Raw genomic sequence first — 15565 nt, 5'->3', positions numbered from 1 at the left:
TATTGATGGGCGTTGCTTTTAAGCAAAAAGGCCAGCACATCAAGTGCTGGCCTTCGGCTTCATTACAGACTGGCGATGCGCTTGCGCTGCTCTACCAGGCGGGCTTTAGCCTGTTCGGCTTCGGCCAGTTTGGCGCGCTCCTTCTCGATCACGTCCGCTGGCGCCTTGTCGACGAAGCCAGCATTGCCGAGCTTGCCGCCAACACGCTTCACTTCGCCATCCAACTTACCTATTTCCTTGTCGAGCCGGGCGAGTTCGGCGTCCTTGTCGATCAGTCCGGCCATGGGCACCAGTACCTGCATATCGCCGACCAGCGTCGTGGCGGACAGTGGCGGCTCCTCACCCGCTCCAAGCACGCGGACGCTTTCGAGCTTGGCCAGTTTTTTCAGTAGCGGCTCGTTATCGGTGAGGCGCCGCTGATCCAGTTCCGAGGCGCTGCCGAGGACCACATCGATACGCTTGGCCATGGAGATGTTCATCTCGCCACGAATCTGGCGGATGCCAAGCATGAATGTCTTGACCCACTCGATATCACCCTCCGCAGCTTCGTCGAGGCGCTCCGGATTGAATTCCGGCCAAGGTTGCAGCATGAGGGTTGGGCCAGATTTGCCGGCTAGCGGTGCGACGCGCTGCCAGATCTCTTCAGTGATAAAGGGCATGAACGGGTGCGCCAGCCGCAGCGCGGTTTCCAGCACGCGCACCAGGGTACGACGGGTGCCCCGCTGACGCTCGATGCTGGCGCTTTCGTCCCAGAGCACTGGCTTCACCAGTTCCAGGTACCAGGCGCAGTACTCGTCCCAGATGAATTCGTAGAGGGCCTGGGCGGCGAGATCGAAGCGGAAGGCCTCGAGCTGGCGGGTGACTTCGGCCTCGGTGCGCTGCAGCGCCGAGATGATCCAGCGATCAACCGAAGAAAGTTCGACCGGAGCGTCGGCCGCCGGAGCGCCGGCCGCCGGCTCGCCGTTGACTCCGGTGTCCTTGCCTTCGGTGTTCTCGAAGACGAAGTTCGCGGCGTTCCAGATCTTGTTACAGAAATTGCGGTAACCCTCGACGCGGCCCATGTCGAATTTGACGTCCCGGCCGGTTGAAGCCAAGGAACAGAAGGTGAAGCGCAGGGCATCGGTGCCGTAGCTGGCGATGCCTTCTGGGAACTCCGCGCGGGTCTGCTTGGCGATCTTTTCGGCGAGCTTGGGCTGCATCATGCCGCTGGTGCGCTTTTGCAGCAGCTCATCGAGAGTAATGCCATCGACGATGTCCAGCGGGTCGAGCACGTTACCCTTGGACTTGGACATCTTCTGGCCCTGGCCATCGCGAACCAGGCCGTGCACATAGACCGTCTTGAACGGAATCTGCCCTGTCAGGTGGGTCGACAGCATGATCATCCGGGCGACCCAGAAGAAGATGATGTCGAAGCCGGTGACCAGCACATCGGTCGGGTGGAAAGTCTTGAGGAAGTCAGTCTGCTCGGGCCAGCCGAGGGTCGAGAAGGTCCACAGACCGGAGCTGAACCAGGTGTCCAGCACGTCTTCGTCCTGACGCAATTCGACGTTGTTGCAAAGGTTGTACTTGCTGCGGACCTCAGCCTCATCGCGACCGACGTAGACGTTGCCCGCTTCGTCGTACCAGGCCGGAATACGATGGCCCCACCAGAGCTGGCGGCTGATGCACCAGTCCTGAATGTCGCGCATCCAGCTGAAATACATGTTCTCGTACTGTTTGGGCACGAACTGGATTTCGCCGCTTTCGACGGCGCGAATAGCCTTATCCGCTAACGGCTTGGTCGAGACGTACCACTGATCGGTCAGCCAGGGCTCAATAATGGTGCCGGAGCGGTCGCCGCGCGGGACTTTCAGTGCGTGGTCGTCGATTTTCTCGAGCAGGCTCATGGCCTCGAACTCGGCGACGATCGCCTTGCGCGCATCGAAACGGTCCATATGCGCGTAGCCGTCGGGCAGGCTGGCATCGAGCTTGTTGTTCGGTGTGCCGTCGATATTGAACACCTGCGCCTGGGCGAGTATCGCGGCGTTGCGGTCGAAGATGTTGATCAGCGGCAGGTGGTGACGCTTGCCGACTTCGTAGTCGTTGAAGTCATGTGCCGGGGTGATTTTCACGCAACCGGTGCCGAACTCGAGATCGACGTAATCGTCGGCGATGATCGGAATCAGACGGTTCACCAGCGGCAGCATGATGTGGCGGCCGATCAGGTTCTTGTAGCGCTCGTCTTCGGGATGTACTGCAACGGCAGCATCGCCGAGCATGGTTTCCGGACGGGTGGTGGCCACGACCAGATAATCCTGGCCGCCTGCTGTCTTGCAGCCATCGGCCAGTGGGTAGCGCAGGTGCCAGAGATGGCCCTTTTCGTCGTGGTTTTCGACTTCAAGATCGGAGATCGCCGTGTGTAGCTTGGTATCCCAGTTGACCAGGCGCTTGCCGCGGTAAATCAGGCCGTCTTCATGCAGCCGGACGAAGGCTTCCTTGACCGCGTTGGACAGGCCCGCATCCATGGTGAAGCGCTCACGCGACCAGTCTACCGATGAACCCAGGCGGCGGATCTGCCGCGTGATATTGCCGCCGGACTCGTCCTTCCATTCCCACACTTTCTTCAGGAACTTCTCGCGGCCCAGATCATGACGGCTGACGCCCTGCGCGCCCAGCTGTCGTTCTACCACCATCTGCGTGGCGATCCCCGCATGGTCCGTGCCTGGCTGCCAAAGGGTATTGCGACCTTGCATGCGGCGGAAACGAATCAGCGCGTCCATGATCGCGTTATTGAATCCATGACCCATGTGCAGGCTGCCGGTGACGTTCGGCGGCGGGATCATGATGGTGTAGGACTCGCCTGAACCCTGAGGCGCGAAATAGTTGTTCGACTCCCAGGTCTGATACCAGGAAGTTTCGATGGCGTGCGGCTGGTAGGTCTTGTCCATGCGGCGGGACCCTTAGAACGGCTAATCGGAAAAGCGGGCAAGTATAAAGGCAAAGTGTGTGAGCGGCAGAACCGCGATGCCGCTTTTGTCTCACCGCAGTGGATGATCCTGCCGGGACCGGGGAGCGAGCAGGGGCGCCGTCAGTGACGTCGCTGGGTGTGGCATCGACGAATCAAGGGCGGTGAGACTTGATCAGTTTTTCGGCGTGCGATTCCAGTCGGCGACGCAGCTCGGCTTCTATCTGCGGCACGAAATCATCGATCACCTCCTGCAAAATCAGCTGTGCTGCGGTGCGCAACTCATGATCGAGATGGCGTTCGGCAAGGGTGCGAAAGGCCGTGCGCACGGCCGGCTCGCGTGGCTCTACGTCGCTCTGTGTCGCTATGGCGGGGTCGCTCTCGACGACTTCCGACAGCACGGGAATGCTGTCTGGATCCAACGTCTCGCTCAGCATTGGTGGGTCCTGATCGCCGAGCAGGGCGCGAATGGACTCCAGATCGTCGAGCAGGTGGGCGGGTTTACGAGGTGGCGTTGGCGTCATGTACGGTGGTTCCGGGGGGTTGAGCATCCAGGCGGTAATGACGCTCCTGACACGGGCTTGTGGCCCGATACCGATCTTTGTTGACTGGTCGCTGAGGCGCGGAGTTCGCGGCGTCCGATGCTAGCGCTACAGTTCGACTCTCTTTGGATCATAGCCGCGCTGTCGATAGAGGCGAAAATTGTCGCGGCAAACGGTCAGCAGCTCCGGCTGCTGGTTGACGATCTCGATCACTCGGCTGAACTGGTCGGTATGCGGTGACAGCGTCGGCGAAAGATTGATCAGCAGGCCCTGCGCTGTTGCCGGTGGCTGCTCCAGACCTATTACCACCGGGGCATGCGGATCGTCTTCATGAAGGCCGTGCGGAATGAAGCGTTCGGCACGGAAGCTCCAGAGCAACTCGTCGAGTTCGGCGCACTGATTGGCATCATGGCAGCGAATGAAAACCGCCATGCCGTACTGCCAGCCTTTGCTCGCCAGCTGGCAGGCCGCTCGGGTGCGGCCTGCCGGTTCGCTGTCAGGCAGTACGTAGAACTCGATACGCGTCATGCCGAGGTTCCGCTCGCGTGCCTCATGGCTGCTCCGCTCTATCCAGCAAATACTGAGTCAGCAGCGGTACGGGACGACCAGTAGCGCCTTTTTCCTTACCGCCGCTTATCCAGGCGGTGCCGGCGACGTCCAGGTGCGCCCAAGGGTAGGCTTTGGTGAAGCGCGACAGGAAGCAGGCCGCGGTAATGGTGCCGGCCTTGGGGCCACCGATGTTGGCGATGTCGGCGAAGGGGCTGTCCAGTTGCTCCTGATATTCGTCGAACAGTGGCAGCTGCCAGGCTCGATCGTCAGCTTTTTGGCCGGCACCCAGTATCTGCTCCAGCAACTCGTCGTCATTGCCCAGCAGGCCGGATGTGTTGCTGCCCAGCGCAACGATGCATGCACCGGTGAGGGTGGCCACATCAATGACGGCGCGCGGCTTGAATCGCTCGGCGTAAGTCAGCGTGTCGCACAGCACCAGACGGCCTTCGGCGTCGGTATTGAGAATCTCGACAGTCTGGCCGCTCATGGTGGTGACGATATCGCCCGGTCGCGTGGCACCGCCGCTGGGCATGTTCTCCGCGCAGGCGAGCAAGCCGACAAGATTGATCGGCAATTGCAGTTCCAATGCGGCGCGGAAGGTGCCGAGCACGCTGGCGGCGCCACACATGTCGTACTTCATCTCGTCCATGCCCTGGCCCGGCTTGAGGCTGATACCACCGGTATCGAAGGTGATGCCCTTACCAACGAGCGCATAGGGTTGTTCACCTTTCTTGCCACCGTTGTACTGCATGACGACGATACAGCCCGGCTGCTCGCTACCCTGGGATACCGCGAGAAAAGAACCGGCGCCGAGTTCACGCAGCTTCTTTTCGTCCAGTACCTCGACTTTAAGGCCTTTGAAAGTCTTACCGAGCTGCTTGGCCTGCTCGGCTATATAGCTTGGATGGCAAATGTTCGGCGGCAGATTGCCGAGGTCACGGGCGAAGCTCATGCCGGCGGTGATTGCGGCTGCGTGACGCGCGGCATGCTCAACCTGAGCCTGTTCCGCTTTGTCGGCAAGCAGGGTGATCTTGCGCAGCGCCGGGGCGTCGTTCTTCTTGCTCTTGAACTGATCGAACACGTACTGACCGTCCGTCAGCACTTCGACCAGCACGCGGGTGCGTGCGTAGGTGTCGCGGTCTTTGACCTGGACGTCCTGCAAGGCGAAGGTCGCATCTGTACCGCCCAAACCTTTGAGAATACCGAGTGCGGCACTGACGGCCTTGCGCCACTGGCGACCATCCAGTTCACCGTTCTTACCGGTGCCCACCAGCAAGACGCGATCGGCCTTCAGGTTCGGCAGGTTATGCAGCAGCAGGGTCTGTCCCGGCTTGCCTTGCAGATCACCACGCTTGAGTACGGCACTGATGGCGCCACCGCTGGCCTCGTCCACGCTTTGCGTGGTGACGCCGAGTTCACGGTTCTCACCCACCGCCAGAACCAGAGTGGCTGTTTTTACCGCAACTGCTTTGGTGTTTTTAACAACAAATTCCATGGCGTCGAGTCCCCAAGACAAAGAGTCGGGTTTACAGGATAATGCCGGGCTTATTTTCCGGTGGTTCGTCCACCGGGGCGTTGGGAATGCTGCATGGTTTTCCAACGTCCTGTTGCGGGCGGACCGGCTACTTGGCGGCTAGTTTGAGCGTAGCCGCCGGAGCCTGACAACCCTGGAGTGTCCGGTTTGATCGTCTTTCGTTACCTGTCCCGTGAGCTTCTGGTCACCCTGAGCGCCGTTAGCGCTGTGTTGCTGGTGATCATCATGAGTGGCCGTTTCATCAAATATCTGGCGCAGGCCGCGCAGGGGCTGCTCGATCCGGGCGTGCTGCTGATGATCATGGGTTTTCGCCTGCCGGGCTTTCTCCAACTGATCCTGCCGCTGGGCCTGTTTCTCGGTATTTTGTTGGCTTATGGTCGGCTCTACCTCGATAGCGAGATGACTGTCCTCTCCGCGACGGGTATGAGCCAACGCCGGCTGTTGGTCTACAGTCTGGCTCCGGCCGCGCTGATCGCCGCGCTCGTTGGCTGGCTGAGTCTTGGTTTGGCACCGCAAGGCGTAGCCGAGGTTGATCGCATTCTTAACGAACAGGATTCGCTGACCGAATTCGATACGCTGATCCCCGGACGCTTCCAGACGCTGCGTGACGGCACCCGCGTGACTTATACGCGCGAGTTGACTGACGATCGCACTGAACTGGCCGGCGTTTTCATATCCGAAACCAATCTTTCCAGCGCCACTGGCGAGAAACGCGGGCTATCCGTGCTAGTGGCAGAAAGTGGTCGTCAGGAAATCCAGCCTGACGGAAGCCGTTACCTGATTCTCGAAAATGGCTATCGCTACGACGGTAATCCAGGTCAGGCCAATTATCGAGCGATCCAGTACGACACCTATGGCGTGCTATTGCCCAAGCCGGAAGTCAGCATCGAGCTGAGCGAGCGCGAGGCGCTACCTACCAGCGAACTGCTCGGCAACGATGACATTCGACTGCAGTCCGAGTTGCAGTGGCGGCTGTCGCTGCCGCTGCTGGTATTCATCGTCACATTACTGGCAGTGCCGCTGTCGAAAGTGAATCCACGTCAGGGACGCTTTCTCAAGCTGCTACCCGCGATTCTCTTGTACATGACTTATCTGGCATTGCTGATCGCTGCCCGTGGCTGGCTGGACAAGGGGCGAATTCCAGCGGCATTGGGGCTCTGGTGGGTGCATGGGGTCTTCTTTGCTATCGGAGTGTTGATGCTCTACTGGGAAACGCTGAAACTCGCTATCAGCAAGCGCCGTGCGATTTCGGGGGTGGCACATGCGTAAGCTCGATCGCTATATCGGCAGCCATGTGCTGCTGGCGATTCTGACCGTGCTCGGCATCATCGTCGGGCTGGCGCTGCTGTTCGCGTTCATCGACGAACTGGGCGATGTGAAGGGCAGCTACGGCACGCTGAACGCCGCCGTCTATGTATTGCTCACGACACCCGCGCGGATCTACGAAATGTTGCCGATGGCGGCGCTGATCGGCTGCCTCATCGGCCTCGGCGCGCTCGCCAGCAGCAGCGAATTGACCATCATGCGTGCCGCCGGTGTTTCCCTCGGGCGCATCGTGCTGGCCGTGATGAAGCCGATGCTGTTGCTGATGCTGATCGGCGTGTTGATCGGTGAGTACGTGGCGCCCTGGAGCGAAAACATCGCTCAGGCCAATCGCTCATCGGCGCAGGGTGCGGGTGAGGCGCAAAGCAGCAAGCGCGGTCTCTGGCATCGGCAAGGCGAAGAATTCGTGCACATCAACGCAGTGCAGCCGAGTGGCCTGCTGCTAGGCATCACCCGCTACCGCTTCGATGATCAACGGCAGCTGTTATCGGCCAGCTTCGCTCGTCGGGCGCGCTACGATGACGACCACTGGCAACTCAGTGACGTTTCCACGACACATTTTCGCGGCGATCACACCGAGGTGATTAAGGCTGCTGACGAACGCTGGGATGTGCAGCTGACACCGCAGCTGGTCAGCACGGTAGTGATGGAGCCTGATGCATTGTCCATCACCGGGCTGTGGAGTTATATCCATTACCTGGGTGAGCAGGGTTTGAATAACGGACGCTACTGGTTGGCATTCTGGAGCAAGGTGTTGCAGCCAGCAGTGACGGTTGCCCTGGTGTTACTGGCAATTTCGTTCATTTTCGGCCCGTTGCGCTCAGTCACACTCGGACAGCGCATCTTCACCGGAGTCATCGTCGGCTTCGTGTTCCGCATTTTGCAGGACTTGCTAGGCCCCGCCAGCCAGGTGTTCGGCTTCTCGCCCTTGCTGGCGGTGGCGGTTCCGGCTGGGATCTGTGCGCTGGCAGGTGTCTGGTTGTTGCGGCGGGCGGGCTAAGCGGGAAAACGACAGAAGCGCTGAAGGCTGGGAAAGCGGGCGAAAAAGCGGGCCGGACTTTATTGGAGTGCAATGAGCGAGAGTGGCATGGCAGGGATTTGGCACAAACCGCATCCTGTCCTCCAGCCTCCAGCCTCCAGCCTCCAGCCTCCAGCCTCCAGCCTCCAGCCTATTTCTTATGAATGTTCTTCGGTAGCTGAACGACCTGACTCTCTGAATATATGTCGTGCCAGGTACGGTGCTGCTTATCCCAAAGCATCCACCAATAGCCCAGTCCGAAGACAAGCCAGGAGATGATGGCGATCAGAAAGCGCAGCAGTGCCTGCCAGGGGTCGAGGGCGCTGCCGTCGGCATTCTGGATGCGTACACCCCAGACCTGCATGCCGAGCGTCTGACCGTTGTGTGTCCAAAACTTGGCGAAGAAGCCGAACAGGCTGAACAACAATAGGGTGGACAGGATCGGGTCGATATCCAGACCACCTGTTTCTGCCAGCGCCGTGAGCCCTTCGCTGCCATAGAGCAGGCGCAATACGACCTGCTGGTAGAGCAGGGTAACCACCATCATCAGTGCAATCGAAAGAAATGAATCGTAGAAGATTGCGGCGAGTCGGCGGATCAGGCCGGCGGCTGGGAACTGGCCTTGCGGGCTGAGCAGATGGTTGCGCATGGGCGTCTCGTTGGAAATGGCAGGCGCGCATTCTACGGAATCGCGCACATAAAAAAGCCCCTGATGTCGCCATCAGGGGCTTTTCGGAGCGGGGCTTATTCCTGGACTTGAACCTGGTCAGCCTGCATGCCTTTTTGACCTTGCACAGCGACGAAGCTAACTTTCTGACCTTCTTTCAGGCTCTTGAAGCCATTGCCTTCGATCGCGCGGAAGTGCACGAACAGATCCGGACCGCTCTCGGGAGTGATGAAACCAAAACCTTTCTCGTCGTTAAACCACTTGACGGTACCGCTCTGACGATTCGACATAGCTTTGTGTCCTTGAAACTCAATAGTAGAAACGCCTCTGCAAAGGGCAGAAAGCGGAGACTGGTTGCAAGGAGTAAAGAGTCGAGCGGGATGTAGCGGATCTGAAGATCTACTGCACCAGGTCACGATTCAACGGCGACCCATGCAAACACAGTGGGCACACTCTACGATAACTCGCCGGCCGATGCCAAGCCCTCGGAGTCATAGAATTTGTCCGCTGCAAGCAGCGTTTTTCAGCAGATTGAGGTGTTGCGGGTGAACTTGTTGATGCCGCTCGGACCCACCTTCGGTGGCTCCAGTTGAATCGCGACGATGCCGTTATAACGAATGACTTGAAGTGTCGCTCCGCTATATCGACTCGATGAAGCGTGTTGCGAGGGGGCGGATACCGCTACTGCTGTGCGGCTCCCCAATACCAAAGGCTTCGGCTGCCCGTGGTTCTGATTATGGTGCCTCGAGAGAGACTCGAACTCTCACGTTGTTACCAACGGCGGATTTTGAATCCGCTGCGTCTACCGATTCCGCCATCGAGGCACAGTGGCGGCGAAGTATAAGGATGCGATACGAAGCGGTCAATCGTCTGGCGTGGTCAGATTGAGGTGTTTCCGCTAAGCTTTGCGCCCCCAAAGCCCCGTGCTGATCAAATTTTCAATGCAAGTCTCCGATTTCTCCTTCCAGCTCCCAGATTCACTGATCGCTCGTCATCCACTGGCCGAGCGTCGTGCCAGTCGGCTGCTGGTGCTCGATGGCCCGACCGGCCAGCTGGCCCATCATGGCTTCGCCGAGCTACTCGACTATTTGCTCCCCGGCGATCTGATGGTCTTCAACGATACGCGAGTGATTCCGGCGCGCCTGTTTGGGCAGAAGGACACCGGCGGCAAGGTCGAGGTGCTTGTCGAGCGGGTGCTCGATGACCGTCGGGTGCTGGCGCATGTCCGCTCGAGCAAATCGCCTAAGCCGGGAGCGAGAATTCACATTGATGGGGGCGGCGAAGCGTTGATGCTGGCTCGGCATGAGGCGTTGTTCGAGTTGGAGTTCGGAGAAGACGTGTTGCCGTTGCTGGAGCGCGTCGGTCATATGCCGTTGCCCCCTTATATAGATCGCCCGGACGAAACCGCTGATCGTGAGCGTTACCAGACGGTTTATGCGCAGCGGGCGGGTGCCGTTGCGGCGCCCACTGCGGGTCTGCATTTCGACACGGCGTTGCTGGCGGCGCTGCAGGAGAAAGGCGTCGAGCGTGCGTTCGTCACGCTGCACGTCGGTGCGGGCACCTTCCAGCCAGTGCGTGTCGATCACATCGAAGAGCATCACATGCATCGTGAATGGCTCGAGGTCGGTCAGGATGTCGTCGACGCGGTCGCGGCTTGTCGGGCGAGGGGCGGCAGGGTGGTTGCGGTAGGCACCACCAGTGTTCGGTCGTTGGAAAGCGCGGCTCGCGACGGCGTGCTCAAGCCCTTCAGCGGCGACACGGACATTTTTCTTTACCCGGGCAAGCCCTTTCATGTCGTCGATGCACTGGTCACCAATTTTCATCTGCCTGAATCGACGCTATTGATGCTGGTTTCCGCGTTTGCAGGTTATCCGCAAACCATGGCTGCCTATGCCGAGGCTATCGCCAGGGGTTATCGGTTCTTCAGTTATGGCGATGCCATGTTCATCACGCGTAATCCGGCCCCGCGCGGCCCCGAGGATTCCCAATGAGTCGTACCAGCCACATGTCCTTCGAATTGCTCGCGACCGAGGGAAGGGCGCGCCGTGGGCGTCTGACCTTTCCGCGCGGCACAGTGGAAACTCCGTCGTTCATGCCGGTGGGCACTTACGGCACGGTAAAAGGCATGCTGCCCCGGGATATCGAGGCGATCGGGGCGCAGATAATTCTGGGTAACACGTTCCATCTATGGCTGCGGCCCGGGACCGAGGTGATCAAGGCGCACGGTGACCTGCATGATTTCATGCAGTGGCAAGGTCCGATCCTGACCGACTCCGGCGGTTTCCAGGTGTTCAGTCTGGGTGCGATGCGCAAGATCAAGGAGGAGGGCGTCTACTTCGCTTCGCCGGTCGATGGCGCAAAGGTCTTCATGGGGCCGGAAGAGTCGATGCAGGTACAGCGCGAGCTCGGATCGGACATCGTGATGATCTTCGACGAATGCACGCCCTATCCGGCCGACGAAGATGTTGCGCGGCGTTCGATGGAGCTATCGCTGCGCTGGGCGCGTCGTTCCAAGGATGCCCACGGCGACAGCTCGGCCGCTCTGTTCGGTATCGTCCAGGGTGGTATGCATGAGTCGCTGCGCATGCGCTCGCTTGAGGGTCTCAGCGAGATCGGTTTCGATGGCTTGGCGATCGGCGGGCTCTCAGTTGGCGAGCCGAAGGAAGAAATGATCCGTGTGCTCGATTTTCTTCCGCCACAAATGCCGGCCGACAAACCGCGCTACCTGATGGGTGTAGGCAAGCCGGAAGACCTCGTTGAAGGCGTACGCCGCGGTGTGGATATGTTCGATTGCGTGATGCCAACCCGCAACGCACGCAACGGTCATTTGTTTACCGACAGCGGAGTAGTCAAGATTCGCAACGCCATGCATCGACATGACGATTCGCCGCTGGATGCCGGTTGCGACTGTTACACCTGTAAACACTTCTCCCGCGCATATCTTCATCATCTGGACAAATGCGGCGAAATGCTGGGCAGCATGTTAAATACAATCCATAACTTGCGACATTACCAGCGGCTTATGGCTGGTTTACGCGATGCTATCCAACAGGGTACATTGGCGGCCTTTGTCGACGCCTTCTATGCCAAGCGCGGCCTGCCAACCCCGCCGCTTGCGTGACGAATCCATAACTAACTGATCTCTGCAACAGGAGTGCTACATGAGCTTTCTGATTCCCGCCGCCTACGCTCAAGAGGCTGCCGCTGGTCCCGCTGGTAGTGGTTTCGAGTGGCTGTTTCTGGTCGGCTTTCTGGTCATCTTCTATCTGATGATCTGGCGTCCGCAGGCCAAACGCGCCAAAGAGCACAAGAACCTCATCGGCGGCCTGCAAAAGGGCGACGAAGTGGTTACCTCTGGCGGCATCGCGGGCAAGGTCACCAAGGTGTCCGACGACTTCGTCGTAATCGAAGTTTCCGATTCGGTGGAGCTGAAGTTCCAGAAAGTGGCGATTGCCGCAACGCTGCCCAAGGGCACGCTGAAAGCCATCTGAGCTGACTTCTACTCAATACCAACGACGGGGCGCGCAAGGCGCCCCGCGTCATTAGACGGGCTGCGTCATGCTCAATAGATTTCCCCTTTGGAAGTACCTGCTGATATTGGTCGTGCTAGGCATCGCGGTCATCTACTCGGCACCCAACCTGTACCCGGACGATCCGGCCGTTCAGATCACCGGAGCCACGACCTCGCTCGACGTCACCGAAGCCGATCTCGATCGCGCCAGCAAGGCGCTTGTCGAGGCCGGCATCGATGTCAAGGCAACGAGTCTGGACGAGCAGGGCCGCGGTGGCCTGTTGCGACTGACCGATCAGGACGACCAGCTCCCGGCCAAGGACTTGGTTCGTCGTGCGCTGGGCGATGCTTACGTGGTTGCGCTCAACCTGGCGCCGACGACGCCCGATTGGTTGCGCAATCTGGGCGCGAGCCCGATGAAGCTAGGGTTGGATCTGTCCGGCGGCGTGCATTTCTTGCTCGAAGTCGACATGGACAAGGCCATCGAGACGCGCCTCAACGTCTATGAAGGCGAGGTTAAGAGTCTGCTGCGCAAAGAGCGCGTGCGTTATCGTAGCCTTCCGCAAGCGACCAACGCGGTTCAGCTCGGTTTCGCCGATGAGGCGACCCTGTCGGCGGCTCAGTCGCTGATCCGCAAGAACTTCAACGATTTCGACCTGACCTCCATCGAGCGCAATGGCCAGCAGGTGCTGCGCCTGACTATTACCGAGGCCAAGCTGGCCGAGATTCGTGAGTACTCGATCAAGCAGAACCTGACGACCGTCCGTAATCGGGTCAATGAGCTGGGTGTCTCCGAGCCGTTGGTTCAGCGCCAGGGCGCCAACCGCATCGTCGTCGAACTGCCGGGCGTACAGGACACTGCAGAAGCCAAGCGTATTCTCGGCAAGACCGCGAACCTGGAGTTCCGCCTCGCTGCCGAGCCTGATGCGCCGCGCGCTACGACCGAAGCCTTCGAGTTCCGTCAGGAGGGCCGTCCGCCTGCTCAGTTGGAGCGTAGTCTGATCATCACCGGTGACCAGGTCACCGATGCCCAGGCTAGCTACGACGAGAATGGTCGTCCGCAGGTCAATATCCGCCTGGATGGTCATGGCGGCGACCTGATGAGTCGCGCCACGCGCAACAACGTCGGCCGCAGCATGGCGGTAATCTTTATCGAGCAGCGTCCGACCACGCGTTACGTCAAGCAGATGGTCGACGGTGTCGAGCAGGAAGTGCGCATCGAGACCTTCCAGGAAGAGAAGAAAATCATCAGCCTGGCGACCATCCAGTCGCCGCTGGGCAGTCAGTTCCGTATCACCGGTCTGGATGGTCAGGGTGAATCGTCCGAGCTGGCTTTGCTGCTTCGTGCGGGCGGCCTCGCTGCGCCGATGTATTTTGCCGAAGAGCGCACCATTGGCCCAAGCCTTGGTGCGGAGAACATCAAGCTCGGTGTTGAAGCTGCAATGTGGGGTTTTCTCTTCGTCGCGGTATTTATGGTGCTGATCTACAAGTTCTTCGGTGTGTTGGCAACCGTTGCACTGATGTTCAACATGGTTGTGTTGACTGCGTTGATGTCGTTGCTGGGTGCGACCCTGACGCTGCCTGGTATTGCCGGTATCGTGCTCACCATGGGTATGGCGGTGGACGCCAACGTGCTGATCTTCTCGCGTATACGGGAGGAGATAGCCAACGGCATGTCGATCCAGCGAGCGATTCATGAAGGTTTCGATCGAGCGTTCTCGGCGATTGTCGACGGAAACCTGACCACGCTGCTGGTCGGCGGCATTCTGTTTGCCATGGGCACTGGTCCGATCAAAGGGTTCGCCGTCACGCTTTCACTCGGGATTTTGACCTCCATGTTCACCGCCATCATCGTGACCCGCGCCATGGTCAACCTGATCTATGGTGGCCGCGATCTCAAGAAGTTGTGGATTTAAGGGGCTAGCACGATGAAACGTGTAATCAATTTCATGGGCGTGCGCCATGTGGCGTTTGCCCTGACTGTACTGCTCACGCTTGCTTCGCTCGGTAGTCTGGCGGTGAAAGGACTGAATTTCGGCCTGGATTTCACTGGCGGAACATTGATCGAGCTGTCCTACGAGCAGCCGGTGGCGCTGGATCAGGTGCGGGAGCAGCTTTCCAATTCTGGCTTCGGTGAAGCCGTGGTGCAGAGCTTCGGTGCGACGACCGACGTGCTGGTGAGGATGCCAGGCGACGATCCGATGCTGGGTGAGCGTATCGCCGATGCACTGCGAGGCGGTGAAGGCGTCAGTGTCATCACTGTCAAGCGCGTCGAGTTCGTAGGGCCGGCGGTAGGTGAGGAGCTGCGTGATCAGGGTGGGCTCGGCATGTTGCTCGCGCTGGGCGGCATTCTCGTCTATGTCGCCTTTCGCTTTCAGTGGAAGTTCGGGTTGGGTGCGGTGCTTTCGCTGTTCCACGACGTGATTCTGGTGCTGGGTGTCTTTTCGTTGTTCCAAATCTCCTTCGATCTGACAGTGCTGGCGGCAGTGCTCGCGGTGATCGGGTACTCATTGAACGACACCATCGTAATCTTCGACCGGATCCGCGAGAACTTCCGCATGCTGCGCAAGGCCGAGCTGCTGGAAAACATCAATATATCCACGACGCAGACATTGCTCCGTACCCTGGCTACCTCGGTATCCACATTGCTTGCGGTGGGCGCGCTGATGGTCTTCGGTGGCGAAAACCTCTGGGGGTTCTCGTTGGCGCTCTTGATTGGTGTCGGTGCCGGCACTTACTCGTCGGTCTATATCGCAGGCATGTTGCTGGTGTGGCTCAAGCTGACACGTGACGACCTGATCCCGCCGGTGGTCGAAGAGGTTGATGAGCGACCCTGACTATTTTCTGAACTACTGACGGGCTGGTTTGTCCAATTGCGCCGCAGTGGGTCTCGCCCGTCAGAAGAAGGAAGATGCAGTGAACAAGTCGATGCTGGTTGGTACCGTTCTAGGTGCGGTAGTAGTCACCGCGGGTGGTGCTTTCGCCACCTACACGCTGGTTGGTCGAGGGCCGCAGTTCGCCGAAGTGCTGGCGGTTGAGCCAATCAAGGAAACCATCAAGACGCCCCGAGAGGTCTGCAAGGAGGTGACGGTCACGCGGCAGCGGCCGGTTCAGGACGCCAATAGAATTGCCGGTACGGCAGTAGGTGCGGTCGTTGGTGGGTTGCTCGGCAACCAGATCGGCGGCGGCAATGGCAAGAAGATCGCCACGGTTGCCGGTGCAGTAGGTGGCGGTTATGCCGGTAACCAAGTGCAGGGCCGGATGCAGGCGAATGACACCCACACCACCACCGAAACTCGCTGCAATACCGTGACAGACAGCCACGACAAAGTCGTCGGGTATGAAGTCAAGTACGATCTGGATGGGGAGATCGGTCAGGTTCGGATGGATCGAGATCCTGGCAACAGAATTCCGTTTCGCGATGGTCAGCTGGTGCTGACGCAGCAGTGAGCTGGCTCGAGGAACAAAAAAACGCCC

14 protein-coding genes and 1 tRNA gene are annotated in these 15565 nt (G+C 59.4%); 8 read left to right on the top strand and 7 right to left on the bottom strand.

The annotated features are described in order from the left end of the window. Positions 1-62: 62 nt before the first annotated feature. From AC2LD7_RS09040 to AC2LD7_RS09025, 4 genes are all read right to left on the bottom strand, one after another. Positions 63-2927: a valine--tRNA ligase gene (locus tag AC2LD7_RS09040; RefSeq protein WP_484597418.1), complete on the bottom strand. Its 2865-nt coding sequence runs from the start codon at positions 2925-2927 to the stop codon at positions 63-65. Positions 2928-3099: 172 nt separating this feature from the next. After that, the gene (locus tag AC2LD7_RS09035; protein WP_484597417.1) at positions 3100-3468 is read right to left on the bottom strand and encodes a DNA polymerase III subunit chi; all 369 of its coding nucleotides are present in this window, start codon (positions 3466-3468) and stop codon (positions 3100-3102) included. Positions 3469-3594: 126 nt separating this feature from the next. Further along, complete coding sequence (locus AC2LD7_RS09030) at positions 3595-4014, bottom strand: DNA polymerase III subunit chi (RefSeq protein ID WP_484597416.1); 420 nt, start codon at positions 4012-4014, stop codon at positions 3595-3597. A 22-nt stretch (positions 4015-4036) separates the two neighbouring features. After that, a complete protein-coding gene (locus tag AC2LD7_RS09025; protein ID WP_484597415.1) occupies positions 4037-5530 on the bottom strand; it encodes a leucyl aminopeptidase in 1494 nt (497 codons plus the stop codon). Positions 5531-5716: 186 nt separating this feature from the next. Between AC2LD7_RS09025 and lptF the strand changes: the two genes are divergently transcribed. Next, positions 5717-6838, top strand: a complete 1122-nt coding sequence (gene lptF / locus AC2LD7_RS09020) for an LPS export ABC transporter permease LptF (RefSeq protein WP_484597414.1) — start codon at positions 5717-5719, stop codon at positions 6836-6838. Beyond that, on the top strand, positions 6831-7892 hold the full coding sequence (lptG, locus tag AC2LD7_RS09015; RefSeq protein ID WP_484597413.1) for an LPS export ABC transporter permease LptG: 1062 nt from the start codon (positions 6831-6833) through the stop codon (positions 7890-7892). Before lptF ends, lptG begins: the two co-directional genes overlap by 8 nt. A gap of 169 nt (positions 7893-8061) precedes the next feature. Here the strand turns inward: lptG and AC2LD7_RS09010 are convergent, their stop codons facing one another. The 3 genes from AC2LD7_RS09010 to AC2LD7_RS09000 all read right to left on the bottom strand — a co-directional run bounded on the left by AC2LD7_RS09010 (position 8062) and on the right by AC2LD7_RS09000 (position 9401). After that, on the bottom strand, positions 8062-8559 hold the full coding sequence (locus tag AC2LD7_RS09010; RefSeq protein WP_484597412.1) for an RDD family protein: 498 nt from the start codon (positions 8557-8559) through the stop codon (positions 8062-8064). Between the two features lie 95 nt (positions 8560-8654). Further along, entirely contained in the window at positions 8655-8867 is a 213-nt protein-coding gene (locus AC2LD7_RS09005) for a cold-shock protein (protein ID WP_079203013.1), read from the bottom strand. 447 nt (positions 8868-9314) lie between these two features. Next, a tRNA-Leu gene (locus tag AC2LD7_RS09000) sits at positions 9315-9401 on the bottom strand. A 117-nt stretch (positions 9402-9518) separates the two neighbouring features. On the opposite strand from AC2LD7_RS09000, the gene queA reads away from it, so the two are divergent. The 6 genes from queA (at position 9519) to AC2LD7_RS08970 (ending at position 15538) form a co-directional block, all read left to right on the top strand. Beyond that, positions 9519-10568: a tRNA preQ1(34) S-adenosylmethionine ribosyltransferase-isomerase QueA gene (queA, locus tag AC2LD7_RS08995; RefSeq protein WP_484597411.1), complete on the top strand. Its 1050-nt coding sequence runs from the start codon at positions 9519-9521 to the stop codon at positions 10566-10568. A 14-nt stretch (positions 10569-10582) separates the two neighbouring features. Then, positions 10583-11698: a tRNA guanosine(34) transglycosylase Tgt gene (gene tgt / locus AC2LD7_RS08990; RefSeq protein ID WP_484597490.1), complete on the top strand. Its 1116-nt coding sequence runs from the start codon at positions 10583-10585 to the stop codon at positions 11696-11698. Positions 11699-11738: 40 nt separating this feature from the next. Further along, entirely contained in the window at positions 11739-12068 is a 330-nt protein-coding gene (gene yajC / locus AC2LD7_RS08985; protein ID WP_021209500.1) for a preprotein translocase subunit YajC, read from the top strand. 67 nt (positions 12069-12135) lie between these two features. Next, a complete protein-coding gene (gene secD, locus AC2LD7_RS08980) occupies positions 12136-14004 on the top strand; it encodes a protein translocase subunit SecD (RefSeq protein ID WP_484597410.1) in 1869 nt (622 codons plus the stop codon). A 12-nt stretch (positions 14005-14016) separates the two neighbouring features. Further along, a complete protein-coding gene (gene secF, locus AC2LD7_RS08975) occupies positions 14017-14925 on the top strand; it encodes a protein translocase subunit SecF (protein ID WP_484597409.1) in 909 nt (302 codons plus the stop codon). A 79-nt stretch (positions 14926-15004) separates the two neighbouring features. After that, entirely contained in the window at positions 15005-15538 is a 534-nt protein-coding gene (locus tag AC2LD7_RS08970; protein WP_484597408.1) for a glycine zipper 2TM domain-containing protein, read from the top strand. The last annotated feature ends 27 nt before the right edge of the window (positions 15539-15565 follow it).

The sequence above is a fragment of the Stutzerimonas sp. genome (assembly GCF_982611455.1).
The sequence above is the reverse complement of the archived record's forward strand: the minus strand, read 5'-3'. Positions and strand labels throughout refer to the sequence as shown.

Coding starts and splice junctions, on each gene's coding strand:
- AC2LD7_RS09025 (WP_484597415.1), bottom strand. CDS start 5,530: ATGGAATTTGTTGTTAAAAACACCAAAGCAGTTGCGGTAAAAACAGCC.
- AC2LD7_RS09005 (WP_079203013.1), bottom strand. CDS start 8,867: ATGTCGAATCGTCAGAGCGGTACCGTCAAGTGGTTTAACGACGAGAAA.
- lptG (WP_484597413.1), top strand. CDS start 6,831: ATGCGTAAGCTCGATCGCTATATCGGCAGCCATGTGCTGCTGGCGATT.
- AC2LD7_RS09010 (WP_484597412.1), bottom strand. CDS start 8,559: ATGCGCAACCATCTGCTCAGCCCGCAAGGCCAGTTCCCAGCCGCCGGC.
- AC2LD7_RS09040 (WP_484597418.1), bottom strand. CDS start 2,927: ATGGACAAGACCTACCAGCCGCACGCCATCGAAACTTCCTGGTATCAG.
- tgt (WP_484597490.1), top strand. CDS start 10,583: ATGTCCTTCGAATTGCTCGCGACCGAGGGAAGGGCGCGCCGTGGGCGT.
- queA (WP_484597411.1), top strand. CDS start 9,519: ATGCAAGTCTCCGATTTCTCCTTCCAGCTCCCAGATTCACTGATCGCT.
- AC2LD7_RS09030 (WP_484597416.1), bottom strand. CDS start 4,014: ATGACGCGTATCGAGTTCTACGTACTGCCTGACAGCGAACCGGCAGGC.
- secF (WP_484597409.1), top strand. CDS start 14,017: ATGAAACGTGTAATCAATTTCATGGGCGTGCGCCATGTGGCGTTTGCC.
- yajC (WP_021209500.1), top strand. CDS start 11,739: ATGAGCTTTCTGATTCCCGCCGCCTACGCTCAAGAGGCTGCCGCTGGT.
- AC2LD7_RS09035 (WP_484597417.1), bottom strand. CDS start 3,468: ATGACGCCAACGCCACCTCGTAAACCCGCCCACCTGCTCGACGATCTG.
- secD (WP_484597410.1), top strand. CDS start 12,136: ATGCTCAATAGATTTCCCCTTTGGAAGTACCTGCTGATATTGGTCGTG.